This window comes from Pseudoalteromonas sp. JC3, from assembly GCF_030291895.1.
Taxonomy (GTDB): Bacteria; Pseudomonadota; Gammaproteobacteria; order Enterobacterales; family Alteromonadaceae; genus Pseudoalteromonas.
The window spans coordinates 403,294-423,581 of sequence record NZ_CP127856.1; the positions used below are offsets into that span (position 1 = coordinate 403,294).

The following is a 20,288-nucleotide window of genomic DNA, read 5'->3' on the forward strand; positions in this document are numbered from 1 at the left end:
TACTGCAAGCATAACGTAGATTTTTAGTAACGCAAATGAGGACAGCATTCCATCTGGCGCTCACTAGTGCATCGCAGCATTTTTCAATACAAATTGATGAGCATCCATATAGCTTTTAATAGCACTTTGCGCAATTCGTATCGTCGCGGGTACATCAGTACTACCTTTATGAATGCAAAATACTTCCACTTTTTCCAGCTCGAATTCGGGATCTACTCGCTCCAAGTTATGATTATTAAATGCGATGATTTCTGGCACTAATCCAATACCCAAACCGCTTTCAATGAGCCCTATTGTATCGCTAACGGAATTGGTTTTGTGATGTGCTTTGAATGAAAGCGGTTTAACGATATTTTGTGTTGTATGTATAAATTCATAATTTGTGACTTTGCTTTCCCAAGAGTTTGCAATGTAAGGAGCGGTTGTGTCGTTAAATTCACTGTCCTTTGCTTTATATAGCACGTCTCTAAATGAACCAATATATTGTTGTGATTGCTCCACATCTGTGCTTTTACCTACTCTAACAGCAAGATCTATCCCCCGCTCCACTAGATTGAGATGGCGATCTTCATTAATTAAATTCAGGCGGATTTTAGGGTGCGTTTTAATCAGCTTACATAGTGCAGGTGCAACGATGGTTTGCATCAAAGCATAGGATGTTGTCACTGTTAACTGCCCTGCCAGTACTGATTGCTTAGATCTTGCTTTCTCCCAAGCTAACTCTGATAAATGGCTGATTTCAAGGCAGTACGCATAGAAGTCTTTACCAACGTTGGTCAATGATTGGCTTCGTGTGTTTCTATATAGTAGTGGTGTTCCTATCTCTTCTTCTAGTTTCTTGAGATGTTGGCTGATCACTGATTTAGACAAAGATAACTTCTCCGCGGCTTTGGTCAGTGATCCTGACTCTACCACCCCCTTAAATATCATCATTCTTCTTAGTTTGTTCATTTAACTTCTCTTTTCACATTACTTTATAAGATAAAGACCGCCGCACTCAAATAAAATTACATAAATATTACATAAATTAAACATTTATTTTTAACAGTTATAAATGAAATATGTGTTTTGGTCTATACCAAATTCAGTGTTATTTCCCCTGCCTAGCTAAAAGTGGTTATTGATAATTTCCTTAATCGTTTTAGGTTTAACCTTGTTTGAATTTTTAAGTCATTTATATAACTTAAAGTGGCTGTACTAACGGGTAGTTACTTTGATTTTTCTGGCCAAGATCAGATAGCTGTCAATAGATTGAATTTATTTCTTCAACAAAGAACACGCGTCTCATTTATAGCGGCAGAAACATTGAGTTCGATTTTATGAAACAGTTTAATTAAGGTTGAATTTTGAGCGAAAGTGGCTATAAAAATAAGCTGTTAACTATCTGTTTGTAACAAAACCCCCTACATCTATAGCTATGGATGGCCAAGTTACAGCTCGTTTTTGTTAACTTTCATTTACTTAATTTGTTGTTTTGTAGATTGTATACCACGGTGTTTGGTGTTATTGAAAATGCAACTAATTTCCTCAATTTGTTAGAAAGTGTAGAAGTTCTTCCATTCTCATTGTCCCTATATCAATAATATTAAAAGTACATTTGGTTAACATTTTAACTACATGCACTTTTATCTTCAGTTGCACCTTTTGAAACCAGAATAGGTCTAGTGCAACTTAACAGTTAGAACACCGATTGATTAAGGAATATGAAAGATGAAATCAATTAAGTTAAAGAAAAGCGCAATCGCTATCGTAACGTCACTCCAATTATTTGGGCTTAGTCAGCTTGCAACTGCGAATACCGACGTCCCAGAAATCTCACCAATTATGTACGATACACTTCAAGGTGATATTGAAGGTTCACCGTTGTTTATAGATGTTGGCTCGAATGACTTCCTACTTACTCAGGAGCAATGGCACACAATTCAAGTTTTTGCTGAGTCAGCTGTTAGCTTACCTAATAACGAAGCTGCCTTTAGAAGTGCGACGCGATATCCAGCAGATCCGCCTCTAAATAACGACTACATTGCACTAATGACAACCTTTGAATCAATCAATGCGTCGGGTCAGAATTGGAATCATAAGCTTTATCCTAGCATCATTGACCTTGCGACAAAATTAGCGAATTACTCCGATACGCATGTATTGCTAATTCAACCATTTATCGATGAACTAACAAAGCTACATAACGCGTCGCTAAGCGGAAATTTGCAAGCTGCTGAGCAAAGCAGACAAGTAGCGATTTCATTTCTAAACACCTTCATGAATTTTGTTGATGGTAATCTAACAAAAACCCAAACAGTGGTAGATCAACTTGTTTCCTTTCAAGGAGATTTAACTACACACTCTGGACAATTAAATACACTAGAAGGCACTTTTGAGGACATTTTAAACAAAGACCAGCCAGCTAATATACGTGACCGAATTAGCACATTACAACGACGACTTAACGATCTGAATGATGAAAAGAGTGATTTAAAAACAGGTATTGGCTTAAGTAGTCTTGGCGGCATACTTGGGCTAATCATTGGCGGTAGTATCCAAGGTGCTCAGTTAGAGGAAGTAAAGAGCGAGATTAATAAAGTAGAATCTCAAATTGAGACGGCGAATAAAGAACTCGCTCACGCGATGAGTCTTGCGGCCTCTTATCAAATTGCCAAAGGGCAAGTGGAAGGCATGAATGAAAAAATTGAAACTGCGCTGAGTAATGTACGCAAAGTTCAAGTGCACTGGCAGTCTTTGTATGGAGATATGCAATCTCTTCGAGATGTATTGACCCAATTAGACAGTGAAAATGCATTACGTAATGCCAATGTGATTGTTGCAGGGATCGTTTCTTCACCTCTTGCTAGCAATGCCAGCAACTCATGGAAAGACATTGCAGACAAAGCAAGGACGTTTCTACAAAACGCCTACCTGCCTACATCACAGCAGTAAACATCAATAAGTTTGAATTTTTAGCATCATAAATCAACAGCTATTGAGCGATCTACTCTCATAGAGCGCTCAATAGGTTGGTGTTTTATGTTGCAACAAGGAGTTACTATGAAACCAACTTTACTCAGCCTGTTGATTGGCTGCGCTTTTTCGAGCCAAGCTGCGACTTGGAATGAGCTATATAATCTTGAGCTAAGTCAAAACCTACCGAGCGTTACGACTTCAAATCAACAACAGATAGACACACAAAATTATTTGGTCTCGGCCTTACATGTCAATTTGAATGACGTGCTTACTAGTGCAAGAGATCATAATACTATCGTCATTGCTGCTGACACGGTAGAAATCGACCGAAACATGATTTTCGATGCGCCAAACAAACGAATTTTTATCGTCGCACGTAAAATAATGGGTAATGGTACGGTGAGTATCAATTTAGATACCCAAAATGCGCAAGCATCAACATTGGTATTTATGGCTGATAAAGTTGAGGCTAATATCAATATAATCACAGCTCATTCGCCAAGCGATGGTGAAATTGAACGCTTTAGTATTGCTCCAGACTCATTTGGTACGCTATATCAAGTTATACAAGGCAATAAGTTCGCAACGCCTATTTCGCCAGCGTTAACGTCGCTCATCTCTGTGCATAAAGAGTACTTTTTAGATGCATTTGAAAAGTCATTCGATATGGCGGCTTCTATCTATGATCAAAATCCAGCGTTAAGTATTGAGATGTTGAGCTGGCCTGAAGCTATTTTAAACGCAGCTCATGATGTTAGAGAATCTTCCGTTCAAGCAAAGAATTTTTACTTGCAGCTTGCTAACTTTAAACAGTTTTTGTCGTACGCAACACTTAACAAAAACTATGTGCCTAGCCTATCCCGCGACTTTTATGAGTTAACGATTAAAGCTTATATTGACGCGATGGAAGCATATCAGGATAGCTACGATAATTTTCAGAAACAAGGCCGAAGTTTAGAAAACAAGCGCCAAGATCTCACTTTGATGCAGGATAACCTATTCGACGTTGCATCTGCTGAGCAACGAATTATCTCTCGCTCTGTAGAGCAACTGACGAGCTTGGTAAAAACACTTGATCAACAAAAAGCATCATTCAGCGGACAAGAAAATAATGTCTTCTATTCAGGGGTCGAGTTTCAACAAGGAATTTTGGACTACAAACTAGATAAAATCACTGAAATTGGGCTTAAAGTACTTGAAACCGTAATTAGTGCGGGCACTGCATTTGCGGGTGCAGCTGGGGGTGACACCAGCGGTCTGAAAGACTTGGTTGCGAGCTTGCCCGCCACAATCCAAGAGATCAATGAGTTAAAAACCAAAATTGATGATATCGCGTCATTAATGGATAAAGTACAAACGGTTAGCGGCCAGTTAAACGTGTTATCACAAAAAACCGCTGATCCGTTTTCTAGTAGTGAGCTTGCACAAGAGTTCAATCGCCTTAATTCACTCATTCCGACCAAAGAAGAGGCAAATCGAATTTGGGACGAATTTTTGATAACTGCTAAGGCACAAATGAAAAAGGCCATAGATGAAGACATTGATGGTGCAAGTGACTACCTTGTTGCTATCGAAAAGTTAATTAATCATGGTAAGGCAATAGTTGCTGTAGAGATTGATATTGCCCAGGAGCAATCTAGACAGATAGATTTGCGCATCACCGCTGATGCAAAACTTAAACAGATCAATCGTATAGATGCATTTTTACAAAATAATCAAAACAGTCTAGATGAAATTCAGGACATGGAGGAACAGCTATTCCGGACTCTGAATAATCTAAAACGTCCGATATTTGTTGCATTAACAAACTATCAGGCGGCATTTAGCTACTGGTCTCTTGATGACACCATAGTGACACCAAGCCTTAATCAAAGTTATCAAGAATACCGTCACGACTTAGCTTTACTACGTGAACAAGAGGCCGCGTCATTATTGCGTTTTAACCCTCGACCTCAAGATTTTATGCTCACCATAGAAGAGTTAGATGCGCCGCAGCAATTGCTGGATTTTGCGCAAGACGGTGAAATGAGTTTTACGCTGTCGTTGGAAGATATTGATTTTTCCCAGTTTGATCGAGTTAGATTAGACGAGGTCAATGTTGTAATAGAAGGTTCTGGGTTAAATGAGAACCAGCGCTATGATATCGAAGTAAGATCTAGTGGTTCATATCAAGATAGGTTTAAAGGGAAACCCTATCAATTTAGTGCAGAGTCGTTATACCGATTGGTAAGTTACGAGCTGTTAGATAGTGAAACGACGCGCATAGATCCAATCACCAGTGGTGCAATCGCAAACGATTATGCGATTAATTACTTTAAACCAACTCCGTTTACCACTTGGTCAATTAAGCTGAAAAATCCAAAGCTTTATGACTTAAGTAAAGTGACGAATATCAGAGTGTCGTTTAAAGGAAATGCGATCCCCAAACAATAGTGTAGCACTTGCACTTGACTGCCTAGTAGGAGCCACTTCACGTGGCGATCTTTAACAAAAGCTCGCAGGATTAACCTGCTCCTACTTTGGTGAGACTTAAATATTTGCTAAACCAGATTGCCTGTTTGTAGGAGCCACTTTACGTGGCGATATTTTAACAAAAGCTCGCAGGATTAACTGCTCCTACTTTGTTGGGGTTTGAATATTTGCTAAACCAGATTGCTTTTTTTTCGTAGGAGCCACTTCACGTGGCGATCTTTAACAAAAGCTCGTAGGATTAACCTGCTTCTACTTTGGTGAGACTTAAATATTTGCTAAACCAGATTGCCTGTTCGTAGGAGCCACTTCACGTGGCTATCTTTAACAAAAGCTCGCAGGATTAACTGCTCCTACTTTGTTGGGGTTTGAATATTTGCTAAACCAGATTGCCTTTCGTAGGAGCCACTTCACTTGGCGATCTTTAACAAAAGCTCGCAGGATTAACCTGCTGCTATTTTGGTGTGGCATGAATATTTGCTAAACCAGATTGCTTTTTTTCGTAGGAGCCACTTCACGTGGCGATCTTTTAGCAAAATTCCTCCGGATGAGCCGCCACCTACTCTACAACTTGAGCCTGCAATAAAGACCTGTTATCTAGGTAGCCACTAAAACGGGTTGCTAATAAGGCTGCAGCACTGATAAGTGCCCCTACCCAAGCGGTGTCCTGCAGCGACATATTTTCAACAATTTGGCCACCTAAAACAGAGCCGAGCGCAATTCCAATGTTGAAGGCAGCGATATTCAATCCTGATGCGACATCTACCGCTTTTGGAGTAAACTTTTCGGCTAGCTGCACAACATAGACCTGAAGACCAGGTACATTTCCAAAAGCAAATGCTCCCCACACTAGTACTGTGATCACCACGCCTACTTTCGACTGCATGGTAAATGTCAACACAGCCAAAATGACCGAGAGTAACGCGAAGATGATGGTCAGAGCGCTTATCGGCCCCTTTTTATCTGCTAATTTTCCGCCATAGATATTGCCAACTGCAACAGATACACCATAAACCAGCATAATAATACTGACTGTAGCGGCGTTAAAACCAGCTTTCTGTTGTAAAATTGGCGCAAGATAGGTGAATGCCGTAAAGGTTCCACCGTAGCCGAGTATGGTCATAAGATAGACGAGCAGTAATCTGGGTTGCAATAATACTTTTGCCTGCTCAGATAGACTGGCAGATGCGCTTTGCTTTAGGTTCTTTGGAATTAATAATGCACTTCCCAAGAGAGCGATAACACCTAAAGCAGAAACTACCAGAAAAGTGGCTCGCCAGCCAAACTGTTGGCCAATCAAAGTACCCAAAGGGACACCTGTTACGAGCGCAACGGTCAGTCCCGTGAACATAATGGCGATGGCACTTGCCTCTTTGTCTTTTGAGACCAAGCTAGTTGCAATCGTAGAGCCAATCGAGAAGAACACACCATGAGCGAGTCCTGTCATGATCCTCGCTAAAATGAGGCTTTCATAACTTGGCGCTTGCCACGCAAGCAGATTGCCAAAGACAAATAGTGCCATCAAACTAAGTAATACAGATTTCCTATTCCATCGCCCTGTCAGTGCGGTTAAAACGGGCGCACCAACAGCAACGCCAATGGCATATAAACTCACCAGTAAACCTGCACTTGGCAGCGAAACTGATAAATCGGAAGCAATGGTCGGTACTAAACCAACAATGACAAATTCGGTGGTACCAATGGCAAATGCGCTTAATGTCAGCGCCAGTAATGCAAGCGGCATAAATAACCTTTTTAACGTGATAAGCAATAAGTTGGTGTAGTGTGAAAGCTTTTTTATTTGCAAAAAATAGCGAAAATGACAAAATACTTTTGTAGAAAATGAAAAGGAATACACATGACCGTTAGCTCAAAAACCGAAGATCTAGAAGCTTTTATCTGTGTTGTCGATACTGGGAGTTTTTCCGCTGCAGCAAATCTGATGGACGAACAAGTTGCAAAGGTTTCAAGAGCAGTAACTCGACTGGAAAAGTCCCTGTGTGTAACCCTATTCAATCGAACGACTCGACGGATAGAGTTAACCGAAGAAGGAGAGCTATTTTTACGCTATGCGCGGCAGGCACTCAATACCATTGAGCAAGGTGAAGAGGCGTTAAAGCTGTTACGATTTTCGCCAGCTGGTAAATTAAGAGTGGATGCTGCAAGTCCTTTCGTTTTTCACCAGCTTACGCCTATATTAAAAGGTTTTAATGAGGCCTTTCCCGATATTACTTTGGAAATAACAAGTCATGACAGCATCATCGATTTGCTAGAGCATAAAACCGATATCGCAATACGAATTGGTGACTTAGCTGACTCTAATCTTCATGCGCGTTTGCTAGGCCGCAGTAAACTTCATCTTGTAGCAAGCCCTGACTACTTAAGTAAATTTGTAGGTAATGAATCACTGATTGATCTTCCACATCATAACTTGATAGGTTTTACCGATGCCCCACATCTCAACGTCTGGCCTTTACAAAATCCGCAACAGCTCAAGTTTTCTATTAGCGCATCCAGTGGCGAGACCGTGAGGCAATTATGTATTGCTGGCCATGGCATTGCACTGCTATCTAACTTTATGGTGAGGCAAGATATAAAAGCCGGAAGACTTGTTGAAGTTTTTACCGAGCAAATTATTTCGCCAAATCGCAGAGAAGCAGTACAAGCCGTGTATTATCAAAATAGTGGTGTATCCTCTCGGATTTCGGCATTTCTAGACTACATTGCGCCTAGGCTCACGCTATAGTTTTTTCATTTTTTACAAATATATTTTGTATTTATTGCTGTTAATGAAAATATTTTAAATCGTTAAGCTTCTCATAGTGAAAATAAACATTGAGGAGGCCAAATGGCTGATTTATTTGAGTCGATTAACTTAGCAGGTAAAACACTGAGCAATCGTATAGTGATGCCGCCTATGACCCGCTCGCGGGCAAGTCAACCCGGGGATACCCCTAACAGTTTGATGGCAACCTATTACGCACAACGTGCAACGGCTGGTTTAATTATTAGTGAAGGGACACAAATATCGCAACTCGGTAAGGGGTATGCTTGGACACCGGGGATCTATTCAGACGCCCAAGTTGCTGGCTGGAAACAAGTCACAAAACAAGTGCATGATGCAGGCGGTGTTATGTTTGCGCAGCTTTGGCATGTTGGGCGAGTATCGCACCAAAGTAATACCGGTGGGCTTCAGCCGATTTCAGCTTCAGCAATTCAAGCTCAGGGTGTGAAAGTTTTCATCGATGAAAATGACTCCCCTGATTTTATTCAAGCTCAAACACCTAGAGCAATGACCCAAGCAGACATCAATAACGTTATTAACGAATATCGACACGCTGCACGAAACGCGATGCAAGCAGGATTTGATGGAATTGAACTGCATGCAGCGAATGGTTATTTGATTAATCAATTTTTAGACTCTCACTCAAATCAAAGGACTGATGGCTATGGTGGCTCTGTTGATAACCGCATTCGCTTTTTGCGTGAGGTCGTGATGGCGGTGAGTGAAGAAATTGGCAGTGACAAAGTGGGTGTTAGACTTGCGCCGCTTACTACCTTAAATGGTACAGTAGATGAAAACCCTGAGCAGACATACCTCGCGGCAATTAAACAGCTAACTGCGCTCAACGTATGCTACGTACACATCGCAGAAGCGGATTGGGAAGACGCGCCAGATATGCCTCTGAATTTTAAATACGCAATTAGAGAGGCATTTAATGGCGTGTTGATCTATGCCGGAAAGTATACGAAAGCGCGCGCCCAACAAGCTCTTAATGAAGGTTGGGCTGATATGATTGGGTTTGGTCGTCCTTTTATCTCAAACCCTGATTTGCCCTACAGGCTGGCAAATGACTTGCTCTTAAATGAACATCAGTCTGAGACATTATTTGGTGGAGGTGAACAAGGTTATACTGATTATCAAATTCACGCCTCAAATCCAATTAACGTAAAATAGGCTAAAAGTTAGCTTTCAATCTGCGTATGAATTATTTAATGCGTACGCAGCCCCAATAATGACCATTTTAAGGTGAGCACAATGTAGCTAACTTTTGTGCTTGTTTCTCCTGAATTACCGCTAATGATAGTTTATGTAAATGTATATAGATTGGAGTTTGGTCTAAAAATAGATAATAATGTTGGCAAATTAAAGGAACTTAATACACTATACTTCAGAAAATGAAAAATATAATTCTATTTGCCACTGCACTGCTCTGCACCATCTCTGCTAACGCCCAGTTACCCGTAGAGAGTTACGGACAACTACCTAATATGAGTAAAGTTTCACTCTCACCCAGTGGTAAGGCCGTTGCGTATTTACAAAATTATGAAGGAAACCTTGTTCTTACTGTTCATGACCTAAAAACGCATAAAAAAAATTATATCCTGCAAACTGATAATAAAACGATAGCACTTGGTTGGTACGATTGGGCCAGTGATGACATGCTCTTATTTGGTGCGAATTACACCAAAGTGCAGCGAGGTGTAAAATACACCTCATCTCGTTTATTTAAATTTGATTTAAAAAATCCTACGGATGAATTAGTTCAAATCAACCGTGCTTATCGCTATGAAATTTCGGCACAATTTCAAGATGACGTGATTAGCATACTGCCAGAACAACCAAACAAGATATTGGTTCAAACTGACTTTGATATGGCAAACAAGCCGAGCGTTTATATCTTAGATATAGCTAAAGATAGACGCGAGAAAGTTGTTCGAGCAAGAAGAAAAATATCTAGCTGGATAGCCGATCAACAAGGCAATGTAAGAATGGGTTATGGGTTTGAAGGGATCACTGCCTATTATATGCTCTATGATAATGAGACGAAGGATTTAACCGATTTCTATACCTTTCAGGCTCGTGGCCCGGAAGCTATCCATATTCTTGGCTTTGATAAAGACCCAAATATTATTTACCTCACCGCACTTCATAATGGTAAAAATGCGCTGTTTAAAGCAGATATTACTAAACGCCCGCTTTTACCTCAGCTTATTTTCTCCGATCCGGACTATGATTTTGATGGCAGTATCATTTATTCACACGACGGCAGAGCCATAGGCTTCAGCCATTCCAACCTTGATAACTCGAGAATTTACTGGGACGAAGACCGCAAACGCCTTCAACGCTCACTTAAAGCGGCATTACCAAACTACGACACCGTTGTTATAAGTATGAGCGCGGATAATAAAAAATACATAGCGTACGGCGATTCTGACCAAGACTCTGGTACGTACCTGATTGGTGACAGAGAAACCAGCTCTTTAGCGGGGTTAGGACGTTTATATCCTGATATTACCGGTGACAATTATTTGGGCAAACAAAGGGTATCGTTTAAAGCGCGTGACGGCCTAGAAATTGAGGGTTACTTAACCCTACCTAAAGCATTCGATGCGGCTGCTCCAACAATCATCTTTCCACACGGTGGACCATACTCTCGCGACTACGCTGGCTTTGATTACTGGTCTGAACTATTGGCAAGCAGAGGCTTTGTGGTTTTCCAACCTAACTTTAGAGGCTCTTTTGGTTATGGTTTTGACTTCTTTAATGAAGCAAATCAAGGTTGGGGAGGAAAGATGCAAGATGACTTACAAGATGCGGCAAACTGGTTGATTGCAGAAAAGTATGCACTCAAAAATAAAATTTGTATAGGTGGTGCAAGTTACGGCGGCTATGCGGCACTAATGGCTGTGGTAAAACATCCTGAAACGTTTCAATGTGCAGCAAGTTTTGCCGGTGTTACAGACTTAGAATCGATAGTCAGTCGTGCGCGCTTTTTCACAAACAAAGAGCTTGTTCGTGACCAATTCGGACAAGATATTGATAAACTTAAAGCACAATCTCCTGTTAACTACGCTAAGCAGATTAGCCGCCCCGTGTTACTTATTCATGGTGATGACGATAAAGTCGTGCCTGTGAATCATAGTCGTGACATGGCAGATGAACTTGAAGATCATGACAAGAAGTTCAAATATATAGAGCTCGAGGATGGCAACCACCATCTGAGTTATCAAGCACATAGAGTGAAGACGCTTACTGAGTTTTTAGCTTTTTTCGAAAAACATCTTAAGTAACCTGAGGTTTGGATAAGGAATGTTCCAACTTATTGTTGCTAAGCCACAACTTAGTTTTTTCCTTGTCTAGCCAGCAAGTTTTAAGGAAAACACCGCTTCCGCGTCCTGCTCTCGCTAAGGTACCTACATCCTGTAGGCAAGGCGAATTTACGCACCAATAGCTGGCTATTGGAAGTGAATTCAACGAAGTTAGCGTTAAAACTGGCTGCTAGAAAGGCATTAATTATCCGCAGCTCAGGTTAAGTAGCAAAGCGCCGCAATTAGCGGCGCTTTTTATTGAGAGAGCGACTTCTTCTGTCACAGAGTTGATGTATGATAGGGGCTAACATAAAGGAGAATTATTGTGCAGCTCGTTAAATTATTCGCCATGGCATTGATGCCTATGCTCAGTGTATTTCAGGCCTCGGCAACGTCATTTTTAGTCTTTGGTGATATGCCCTATACGGAGATAGACAGAGGCATGTTGATGCCAAATGGTGCTCTGCACGAAAAGGTAAATGATATACAGCATGATTTTATGGTGCACGTAGGTGATATGAAATCCGGTGCTGAGCCCTGTACAGACCAGCTGCTTAAAGATAATTATGCCCTGATCTCAAATGTAAGTAGTCAACCTTTTGTATTCACGCCCGGAGACAATGATTGGACTGACTGTGACCGTGAAACCCTGAACCCTAGGTTTGATGAATTAGAGAGATTGGATTTCATCCGTAAACACTTTGCGGTGCAAACACCTGAGCTACCGGCCTTTAAACGCCAGCAAACAGTACCAGAAAATCAATCTTGGATAGTGGATGATGTGCAGTTTTTAACTTTGCATGTACCAGGCACCAACAACGGTCGCAGACAAATCTTATTATCCGATAAAAAAGTAGTGCACGAAGAATCTCATCGTCGTGATGTAGAGAATATTAAGTGGTTGGACAGCTTGTTGACGCCAAACCATAAAGCCGCGGTGATATTTCTACAAGCCGACCTATATCAAAAAGAGAAGCATTCAGGACGTTGTGATAAAAACTCAAAAGCTAAGTGCGATGGTTATCAGTTATATCGAGAGACACTTGCAGAGTATGCAGCTCAACTCAGTTATCCGTTGCTGTTGATACATGGAGATACGGGAGAGTTTTGCTTTTCTGAACAGTCAAAAAATTTATGGCGTCTTAACGCCCCTGGCGACTTTCAATATTTAGATATTGCAAAGGTTAAAGTTAAGGGAGGTAAAAAGAAGCCGTTTAAGGCAACACCGCTTCTTTCGCAAGATAAAATAGCTAAATGCAAGGGGCTGTAAAGCCCCTTTACACACTTTTTACGCCGCTTTACAAGAAGCGTAGCGCGAATAGCTTGCTGTAACTACAGTAAAAGCTCGCGCTGTTTATTGTGGCTTTCAAACTGCTCTTGCTTGACTGTATTGACAAAATGCCACTCACTTTCCACCTTCTCTTTTGTGAAATTAAGCGTTAAATAACCACGCTGATGAATATTGGCATATTCAAGGTCATCGACTAGTAATTGCAATGCCTCAGCGAATTGTAGCGCCTGCTCATCGCCTAATTGCAAGTAATACTCAAGCCCTGGAGAGCTGACTGAAGCTGTCGCATATTCTTGACCACAAACGGCTCCGCTTGCATCGCAGAGCTTACCTGACCAGGCGTTGTGCGTATCTCCAGCAACGACTACTAAGTTTTTATTGGCCGCTTTTGCTGTTTGTAAAATTACTTCACGTTCAATCGGGTAGCCGTCCCATGCATCCAAATTATATGGTGCGGTATACGTGACTCGCGCTTTTTCTTGTGCAGACAATGTTGAGTCACCAGCAAGCAGCCTGCCCTTTATTTGAGCAAGCTCTGTTAATTGCGTCGGCATTTGTGCGGAAGGGTTGGCAAGAGACATGAGCAGCTCGACTGGGATCATCATTTTAGTCATCAATACTTGTTGCCCTAAAACTTGCCATTTCGCTGTTGAATTTTTCAAATTATCGGTGAGCCAAGTCAATTGGTTTACGCCTAAAAGCTGTTGCGAAGGCGCGGTGAGATCCGCCTGAAATCCGGCAAAATCCACCTGTCCTGTCGTGGGGTCAATGTAATTTTGATAGTCGAGTGCTTTAGCTCGGCTCTCGTGACGAGTATCTAGCATATAAAGTGATAACAAGTCGCCAAATTCAAATTTACGATAGAGGCTCTCAAGTTGATCCTTAACCATCGGACGCACAGGCATCCATTCATAGTAAGCTTGCAGTGCAGCAAGTTTGCGGGCAGCGTACTCCCCTTCTCCCTCGTTATGGTTTTCAGCGCCATCCATGTATGAGTCATTGCATACTTCATGGTCGTCCCATACCGCAATAAATGGCGTACTGGCGTGGAGAGCTTGCAGACCAAGGTCCGTACGATATTTTGCATAGCGACGACGATAATCATTTAATGTAATAATCTCGCTCGCATTATCTGCATCCAGCCCTCGCCCCATGGCGTCGGCATTTTCAGTGGCGTACCCACCCATACCATATTCGTATATGTAATCACCTAAGTGTAACACCGCGTCTAAATCGCTGCGTTTTGCAGCCTCTGCATAAACATGAAAGTAACCTGCCGGATAATTTGCACAAGACATGACGGCAAGTTTTACCTGAGTTACATCGTTGAGGGGCAAGGTTTTGCATTTACCTATGGGTGAATGCGTTTCCTTAGTGACGAAGCGATAAAAGTAGCGGCTATTTGCAGCAAGGCCATTAAGATCTACTTTAACGGTGTAATCGTTTTTTGCTAATGCGGCAAGCTGGTGGCTTTGTAGTAAGACAGCAAAATCTTCAGATTCTGATACTTGTAGAGTGACATCCACACTGTTAGGTGTGCCTTCAGGAGTGACTCGCGTCCATAATATAATGCTATCAGCCAAAGGATCGCCACTTGCGACACCATGGTTAAATGCGACAGCAAAATCATTGCTTGCAACCGCTTTACTATCACTGCTGCCACAACCTACTAACGAGACGCTAATTGTCGCTGCGCCAACGCCCATTAATGCACTTTTAATAAAATCTCGACGGGTAAAACTTGCCATTATTATTGTTCCTTAACTGCAAAATGCGCCATATTGGGCGCACTTATCTACTACTTGAAGGAACTAGCTTAGTTAAGCATTGTTACAATTTAACGATTGGTCTTAATTAGTGCGGGTTTGGAACAACGCGATTTCTGCCACTGCTTTTGGCCTCTAGTAACATCGTATCTGCACGACGAATAATGCTTTCAACGCCAGACTCACCTGCGCCAAATTCTGCAACCCCAAATGAACTGGTAATATCGACCTCTTCACCGACCGCAATTTGAAATGATGCCTGCTCTATCATAATACGTGCCCGCTCGGCGACTAAGATTGCTCCCTCTAAGCCGGTATTAGGGAGTACCAGAGCAAATTCCTCTCCACCTAGCCGAGCTATTAAATCCGTGTCTCGTAACATGTCAGAGAGTCGCGAGCTCACGTGAACCAGCACTAGGTCTCCCGCTTCATGGCCAAATTGCTCGTTAATTGCACGGAAATTATCGAGGTCGGTCAGTATCACACTAAATGGTGTTCTGTAACGTTCATATAACCTAATTTGACTGTCAATTTTATCGCTTAACTGCCTACGACTGGCGACGCCCGTTAATGGGTCAGTTTTAGTAATAAAATCGAGCTCTTTACGTAAGTGATCGAGTTCGCTATGCATCGCTTTTGTTGTGGTAATGTTATCTCCGTAGATAACAAAGGCATCATTCTGCAGCGAAAAACATCGTAATCTGAAGAACTCACCACTTAAGGTATCAATTTCAATTTCTGGATAGTCTAATTCACAGCCGTTGCTTAAGCCTAAAAACCATTCCGTGAGTTCATCCCCGTCGATTCTATCATCAAACGTATCGTCTGTTTGTGGGTCGAAGATATTACTCAGTGTGCGTCCTGTTATGTGAGACGAGGGTTGTCCAATTAGCTTCGCCATTGCTTTATTGCAAAATTCAAGAACCGACTTGTTGCTAACAATAGCAACTGCATCGTCACTTTTATTGAGCACTTCACTCAGTAGGGATTGTAAATGGTTAGCGTTAGACATAATTCAATTCCGTTAGGCTTTTTGTTATTCTAAATCAATCGGGAAGATTTATCTTAGATCTCGCGCAAATCACACAAAAAAGACATTTTGATTTCGTTATCTACATCAATTGATTCTAATTTAGCACCAATCATATTCCATTTCACTTATGTTTAATGCAACAAATGAAACGTATAGTTACCTCCATACACAAAGGAGGAACTATGTTAAAACCAACGCAACTCGCAACGATTATTTCTGCTTTGCTATTGCTAAGTGCATGTGGCGAAGCTGAGCAGGCAAGCAGTCAAGCTCCGCCTCTTCAACCAATTGATGTAGCACCAACACCGCAAATTAGCATTGCTGATTGGCACACCTATACAACACGCCTTTCTTCTCCAAACGAAGTCGCACTTCGCGCTCGGGTCACAGGAGTGATCGGCTCGGTAAACTTCAAAGAAGGAGATACGGTGCACCAAGGCGATGTTTTATTTGAGCTGGACGATAGAACTTTCTTGGCTGAGGTTGCCAGTCTTGCCGCACAAGTGAAACGTGCCGAAGCGGCCCTTTCGCAAGCAAAAAGTGAGTCAGCGCGTGCGCTTCGATTAAGCAAGCAAAAAGCGATTTCAACCGAAGAAGTCGATGCCCGTGTTTCGCTTACCGCACAGCGTGAAGCCGAACTAGATGCGCTTCGCGCTTCATTTAAAGCAGCTCAACTAAACTTAGAGTTTAGCAAGATCACAGCACCAATCAGCGGCAAAATTTCATTTGCTGAGGTCACTCAAGGTAACACCATTAGAGCAAACGACACCTTGCTTACGACGATAGTCGCAACCGATAAGATGTATGCGTATTTTGATATCGACGAGCGAACTTGGAATAGCCAGTTTGCATCAGTGACGGAAGGTGAGCCGCTTCCTGTGAAATTACAGTTATTGGGCCGTGAGTCACAGCCAGTCATGGGTGAGCTAGACTTTATTGACAACGCCATCGATGACCACTCCGGAACCCTAAAAGTACGCGCTTCTTTTGATAACCATAGTGGGCAATTACGACCTGGCTCGTTTGCGCGAGTGAGTCTTTCATCCGGTGAGCAAAACGATCGAGTATTAATTCCAGACCGCGCAGTGGGTACGGATCTTAAAAATCGCTTTGTTCTTGTCGTCAACGACGCGAATACGCTTGAATATCGTCTGATCACACTCGGTAATCGCTATGGCGAATTTCGTGCAGTTGAATCGGGTTTAGCCGCAGGAGAGCGTATCGCGGTGAATGGTCCTGCGCGTGTAGGCCCTGGCATGCCGATAAGCCCAAACTCAGTGACGCTTACCTTGCCAGATAACATCGCCACAGAAGTGGTTGCGATGACGCCAAACGATTCTTCACAAGGATTAAACTAATAATGAAATTTTCCCATTTTTTCATTAAACGGCCTATTTTTGCGGCGATGATGTCGCTTGTGATATTAATCGCAGGAGCCATTTCCCTTTTTCAGCTTCCCGTTAGTGAGTATCCAGAGGTGGTACCGCCGACGGTTGTGGTATCTGCAACTTACCCCGGTGCAAACCCAAAAGTCATTGCTGAAACCGTTGCAACGCCACTTGAGCAAGAGATCAATGGTGTTGAGAACATGCTGTATATGTTTTCTCAAGCAACCAGTGATGGTCGTTTAACGCTTACCGTGACTTTTGCACTTGGTACTGACTTGGACCGCGCCCAAGTTCAAGTACAAAACCGTGTAAATAGCGCTATTCCAAGATTACCGCAAGAAGTACAACGTTTAGGGGTTGTTGCTGAGAAGGCGTCACCAGATCTCACTATGGTGGTGCACTTGGTATCGCCAAGCGGCTCGCATGATACAAGCTACCTCTCTAACTATGCCGATATTTATGTCAAAGATCAGATAGCGCGCTTGCCGGGAGTTGGTGATGTGAAGCTATTCGGCGGCGGTAAATACGCCTTGCGGATATGGCTAAACCCCGAGCAATTGGCTGAAAGAAACTTAACCGCAAGCGATGTGGTTCGAGCAATCCAACAACAAAACCGCCAAGTAGCAGCTGGCTCTTTGGGTGCTCAACCCACAACGAATGAAAATCAATTCCAAATTCTGTTAAACGTTAAAGGGCGTTTGGTAGATACCAGTGAATTTGACAATATTATTGTTAGCGTATCGAGCGATGGCGCGATCACTAGACTCAAAGACATTGGCCGAGTTGAGCTTGGACAAGATAACTACGCGTTAAGAGCTTTGCTAGATGGAAACGAAGCGGTGGCAATGCCGATTTTCCAGCGTCCTGGTTCTAATGCGATAGAGCTGTCGGATCAGGTGCGTGAAACCATGAAAGAGTTATCGACACGTTTTCCTGAAGGGGTTGAGTACGATATTGTTTATGATCCGACAATTTTTGTTCGTGGCTCAATCGATGCGGTAATTTCAACATTATTAGAAGCCATCGTACTTGTGGTATTAGTCGTTATCTTATTCTTGCAAACATGGCGCGCTTCGATTATTCCGCTGGTAGCGGTGCCTGTATCGTTAGTTGGTACCTTTGCTGCAATGCAGTGGCTTGGTGTTTCTATCAATACTTTGTCGTTGTTTGGTTTGGTACTCGCAATCGGTATCGTGGTTGATGATGCCATTGTCGTGGTTGAAAACGTTGAGCGTAATATTGAAAACGGCCTTGCGCCCTTCGAGGCCACTAAACAAGCGATGTCAGAGGTGACAGGCCCTATTATAGCGATTGCATTGGTGCTTTGTGCGGTGTTTATTCCAACTGCTTTTATTACCGGCTTGTCAGGCCAGTTTTACAAACAGTTTGCCCTCACGATCACAATTTCGACGCTGATCTCGGCATTTAACTCATTAACATTATCACCAGCGCTAGCTGCACTACTATTAAAGCCGCACGGTGCTAAACCAGACAAACTCACAGTGGTGTTAGATAAATTGTTTGGTCAGTGGCTATTCAAACCGTTTAATCGCTTTTTTGATAAGGCAGCTCACGGCTATGTTGGACTAGTAAAAAAACTTATTAGACTGAGCACCATTGTGCTGGTGGTTTATTTAGGGTTAATTTTTGCTACTACTAAGTTGTTTAGCACCATCCCTGGTGGCTTTATTCCACAACAGGACAAACAGTATCTTGTTGCGATTGCCCAACTGCCAGACGCGGCGAGTTTGGATAGAACAGAAGCCGTTGTACGTGAGATGGAACAAATTGCATTACAGACTCCAGGCGTTTTACATTCCGTGTCTTTCCCTGGGCTTTCAGTAAATGGTTTTACAAACAGCCCAAATAGCGGGATTGTATTTGTTGCCCTAGATAAATTTGAAAATCGCACATCGCCAGAGTTGTATGCGTCTTCAATCGCTGCGCAGCTTAATCAGAAGTTTGCCATCATAGATGAAGCGTTTGTCGCGGTTTTCCCACCGCCACCAATACAAGGGTTAGGCACCACAGGTGGATTTAAACTGCAAATTGAAGATAGAGCAAACCTTGGCTTTGAGAAGCTATTCTCTGACTTACAAGCAGTGATCGCAAAAGCGCAGCAGCAACCGGAGCTAATGGGACTGTACTCAAGCTTTAGGATCCAAGTACCACAAATGGACATTGATATCGACCGTGAGCAAGCAATGGTACAAGGCGTACCGCTCGAGGAAGTGTTTGATGCATTACAGATCTATTTAGGTTCAATGTACGTCAATGACTTTAACTTATTTGGTCGCACTTATCAGGTTACCGCTCAGGCTGACGCTAATTTTCGGGCAGATCCTGCACAGATTCTGTCTTACAAAGTAAGAAACAACTACGGTCAAATGGTGCCACTTGGCGCGGTACTCAAAGTCACGCCGACAACGGGGCCTGATCGTGTTATGCACTATAACGGGTATCCTACTGCCGAGTTAAATGGCAGCCCTGCGCCCGGATATTCTTCGGATCAAGCGCAAATGGCAATTGAAGCGGTGCTAAACGAAACGCTTAGCGAAGGCATGGCATTTGAGTGGACTGAAGTCACCTATCAGCAGATCCTCGCGGGTAACGTGATGGTGTATATCTTCCCACTGGTTGTACTCTTGGTGTTTATGGTTTTGGCATCGCAATACGAAAGCCTAAAGCTACCATTTGCAATCATCCTCATTGTGCCAATGACCATACTGTCAGCATTAGTAGGGGTGTGGCTAACAGGCGGCGATAATAATATCTTTACCCAGATTGCTCTTATCGTTTTGGTTGCTTTGGCGTGTAAAAATGCAATCCTAATGGTGGAATTTGCCAAAGAAGAGTATGAGCAAGGCAAGACTAATTTGGAGTCAATTGTTGAGGCATGTAAACTACGTTTACGTCCTATTCTGATGACGTCGATTGCCTTTACCGCGGGGGTTGTACCTCTGGTACTTGCAACTGGTGCGGGTGCTGAAATGCGCGAAACCATGGGGATTGCAGTATTCTCAGGAATGATAGGGGTTACCTTATTTGGTCTATTGTTTACGCCTATTTTCTTTATGGCGATGACGAAGCGATTATACACGCCAAAAATACGCGAAGCGCAGAGTACCCCAATACCATTCCAGTAAAAGATTAATAACTTGTAATCATGTTTAAAGGCCCATTGGGCCTTTTTTATGCTGCTTTTTATTGCCTTGTAACCGCACTATTCACCTTAACTTCATCCGTTTACGCTAAATTATCAGATACCGTCTTTTTCTCGCCGGAGTCTG

12 protein-coding genes are annotated in these 20,288 nt (G+C 42.5%); 8 read left to right on the forward strand and 4 right to left on the reverse strand.

Translation table 11 applies throughout. The features are described 5' to 3' along the window. Positions 1-63: 63 nt before the first annotated feature. Complete coding sequence (locus QSH61_RS20550; protein ID WP_010605430.1) at positions 64-951, reverse strand: LysR family transcriptional regulator; 888 nt, start codon at positions 949-951, stop codon at positions 64-66. 759 nt (positions 952-1,710) lie between these two features. On the opposite strand from QSH61_RS20550, the gene QSH61_RS20555 reads away from it, so the two are divergent. Both QSH61_RS20555 and QSH61_RS20560 read left to right on the forward strand, forming a co-directional pair. Then, positions 1,711-2,934, forward strand: coding sequence for an alpha-xenorhabdolysin family binary toxin subunit A (locus QSH61_RS20555; RefSeq protein ID WP_206472007.1), 1,224 nt, complete (start codon positions 1,711-1,713; stop codon positions 2,932-2,934). Positions 2,935-3,042: 108 nt separating this feature from the next. Next, entirely contained in the window at positions 3,043-5,391 is a 2,349-nt protein-coding gene (locus QSH61_RS20560) for a hypothetical protein (protein WP_206472010.1), read from the forward strand. Positions 5,392-5,986: 595 nt separating this feature from the next. On the opposite strand, the gene QSH61_RS20565 is transcribed toward QSH61_RS20560, so the two are convergent. Beyond that, positions 5,987-7,171 carry an MFS transporter gene (locus QSH61_RS20565; RefSeq protein WP_206472012.1) on the reverse strand — a complete coding sequence of 395 codons (1,185 nt, stop codon included), beginning with the start codon at positions 7,169-7,171 and terminating at the stop codon, positions 5,987-5,989. A 114-nt stretch (positions 7,172-7,285) separates the two neighbouring features. Between QSH61_RS20565 and QSH61_RS20570 the strand changes: the two genes are divergently transcribed. The 4 genes from QSH61_RS20570 (at position 7,286) to QSH61_RS20585 (ending at position 12,790) form a co-directional block, all read left to right on the forward strand. Further along, positions 7,286-8,173 (forward strand): LysR substrate-binding domain-containing protein, encoded by an 888-nt coding sequence (locus tag QSH61_RS20570; RefSeq protein WP_010605434.1) that lies wholly within the window; start codon positions 7,286-7,288, stop codon positions 8,171-8,173. Positions 8,174-8,275: 102 nt separating this feature from the next. Beyond that, positions 8,276-9,385, forward strand: coding sequence for an alkene reductase (locus QSH61_RS20575; RefSeq protein ID WP_206472013.1), 1,110 nt, complete (start codon positions 8,276-8,278; stop codon positions 9,383-9,385). A gap of 221 nt (positions 9,386-9,606) precedes the next feature. Further along, the gene (locus tag QSH61_RS20580) at positions 9,607-11,502 is read left to right on the forward strand and encodes an alpha/beta hydrolase family protein (RefSeq protein ID WP_206472014.1); all 1,896 of its coding nucleotides are present in this window, start codon (positions 9,607-9,609) and stop codon (positions 11,500-11,502) included. A gap of 343 nt (positions 11,503-11,845) precedes the next feature. Next, entirely contained in the window at positions 11,846-12,790 is a 945-nt protein-coding gene (locus QSH61_RS20585) for a hypothetical protein (RefSeq protein WP_206472015.1), read from the forward strand. 62 nt (positions 12,791-12,852) lie between these two features. Here QSH61_RS20585 and QSH61_RS20590 read toward each other — a convergent pair whose 3' ends face one another. Both QSH61_RS20590 and QSH61_RS20595 read right to left on the reverse strand, forming a co-directional pair. Then, positions 12,853-14,559, reverse strand: a complete 1,707-nt coding sequence (locus QSH61_RS20590) for an alkaline phosphatase D family protein (protein ID WP_206472016.1) — start codon at positions 14,557-14,559, stop codon at positions 12,853-12,855. Between the two features lie 106 nt (positions 14,560-14,665). Further along, the gene (locus tag QSH61_RS20595; protein WP_174169210.1) at positions 14,666-15,589 is read right to left on the reverse strand and encodes a sensor domain-containing diguanylate cyclase; all 924 of its coding nucleotides are present in this window, start codon (positions 15,587-15,589) and stop codon (positions 14,666-14,668) included. A gap of 203 nt (positions 15,590-15,792) precedes the next feature. On the opposite strand from QSH61_RS20595, the gene QSH61_RS20600 reads away from it, so the two are divergent. Both QSH61_RS20600 and QSH61_RS20605 read left to right on the forward strand, forming a co-directional pair. Continuing rightward, positions 15,793-16,968, forward strand: a complete 1,176-nt coding sequence (locus tag QSH61_RS20600; protein ID WP_174169209.1) for an efflux RND transporter periplasmic adaptor subunit — start codon at positions 15,793-15,795, stop codon at positions 16,966-16,968. Positions 16,969-16,970: 2 nt separating this feature from the next. Further along, complete coding sequence (locus QSH61_RS20605) at positions 16,971-20,144, forward strand: efflux RND transporter permease subunit (RefSeq protein WP_206472017.1); 3,174 nt, start codon at positions 16,971-16,973, stop codon at positions 20,142-20,144. Positions 20,145-20,288 lie beyond the last annotated feature (144 nt).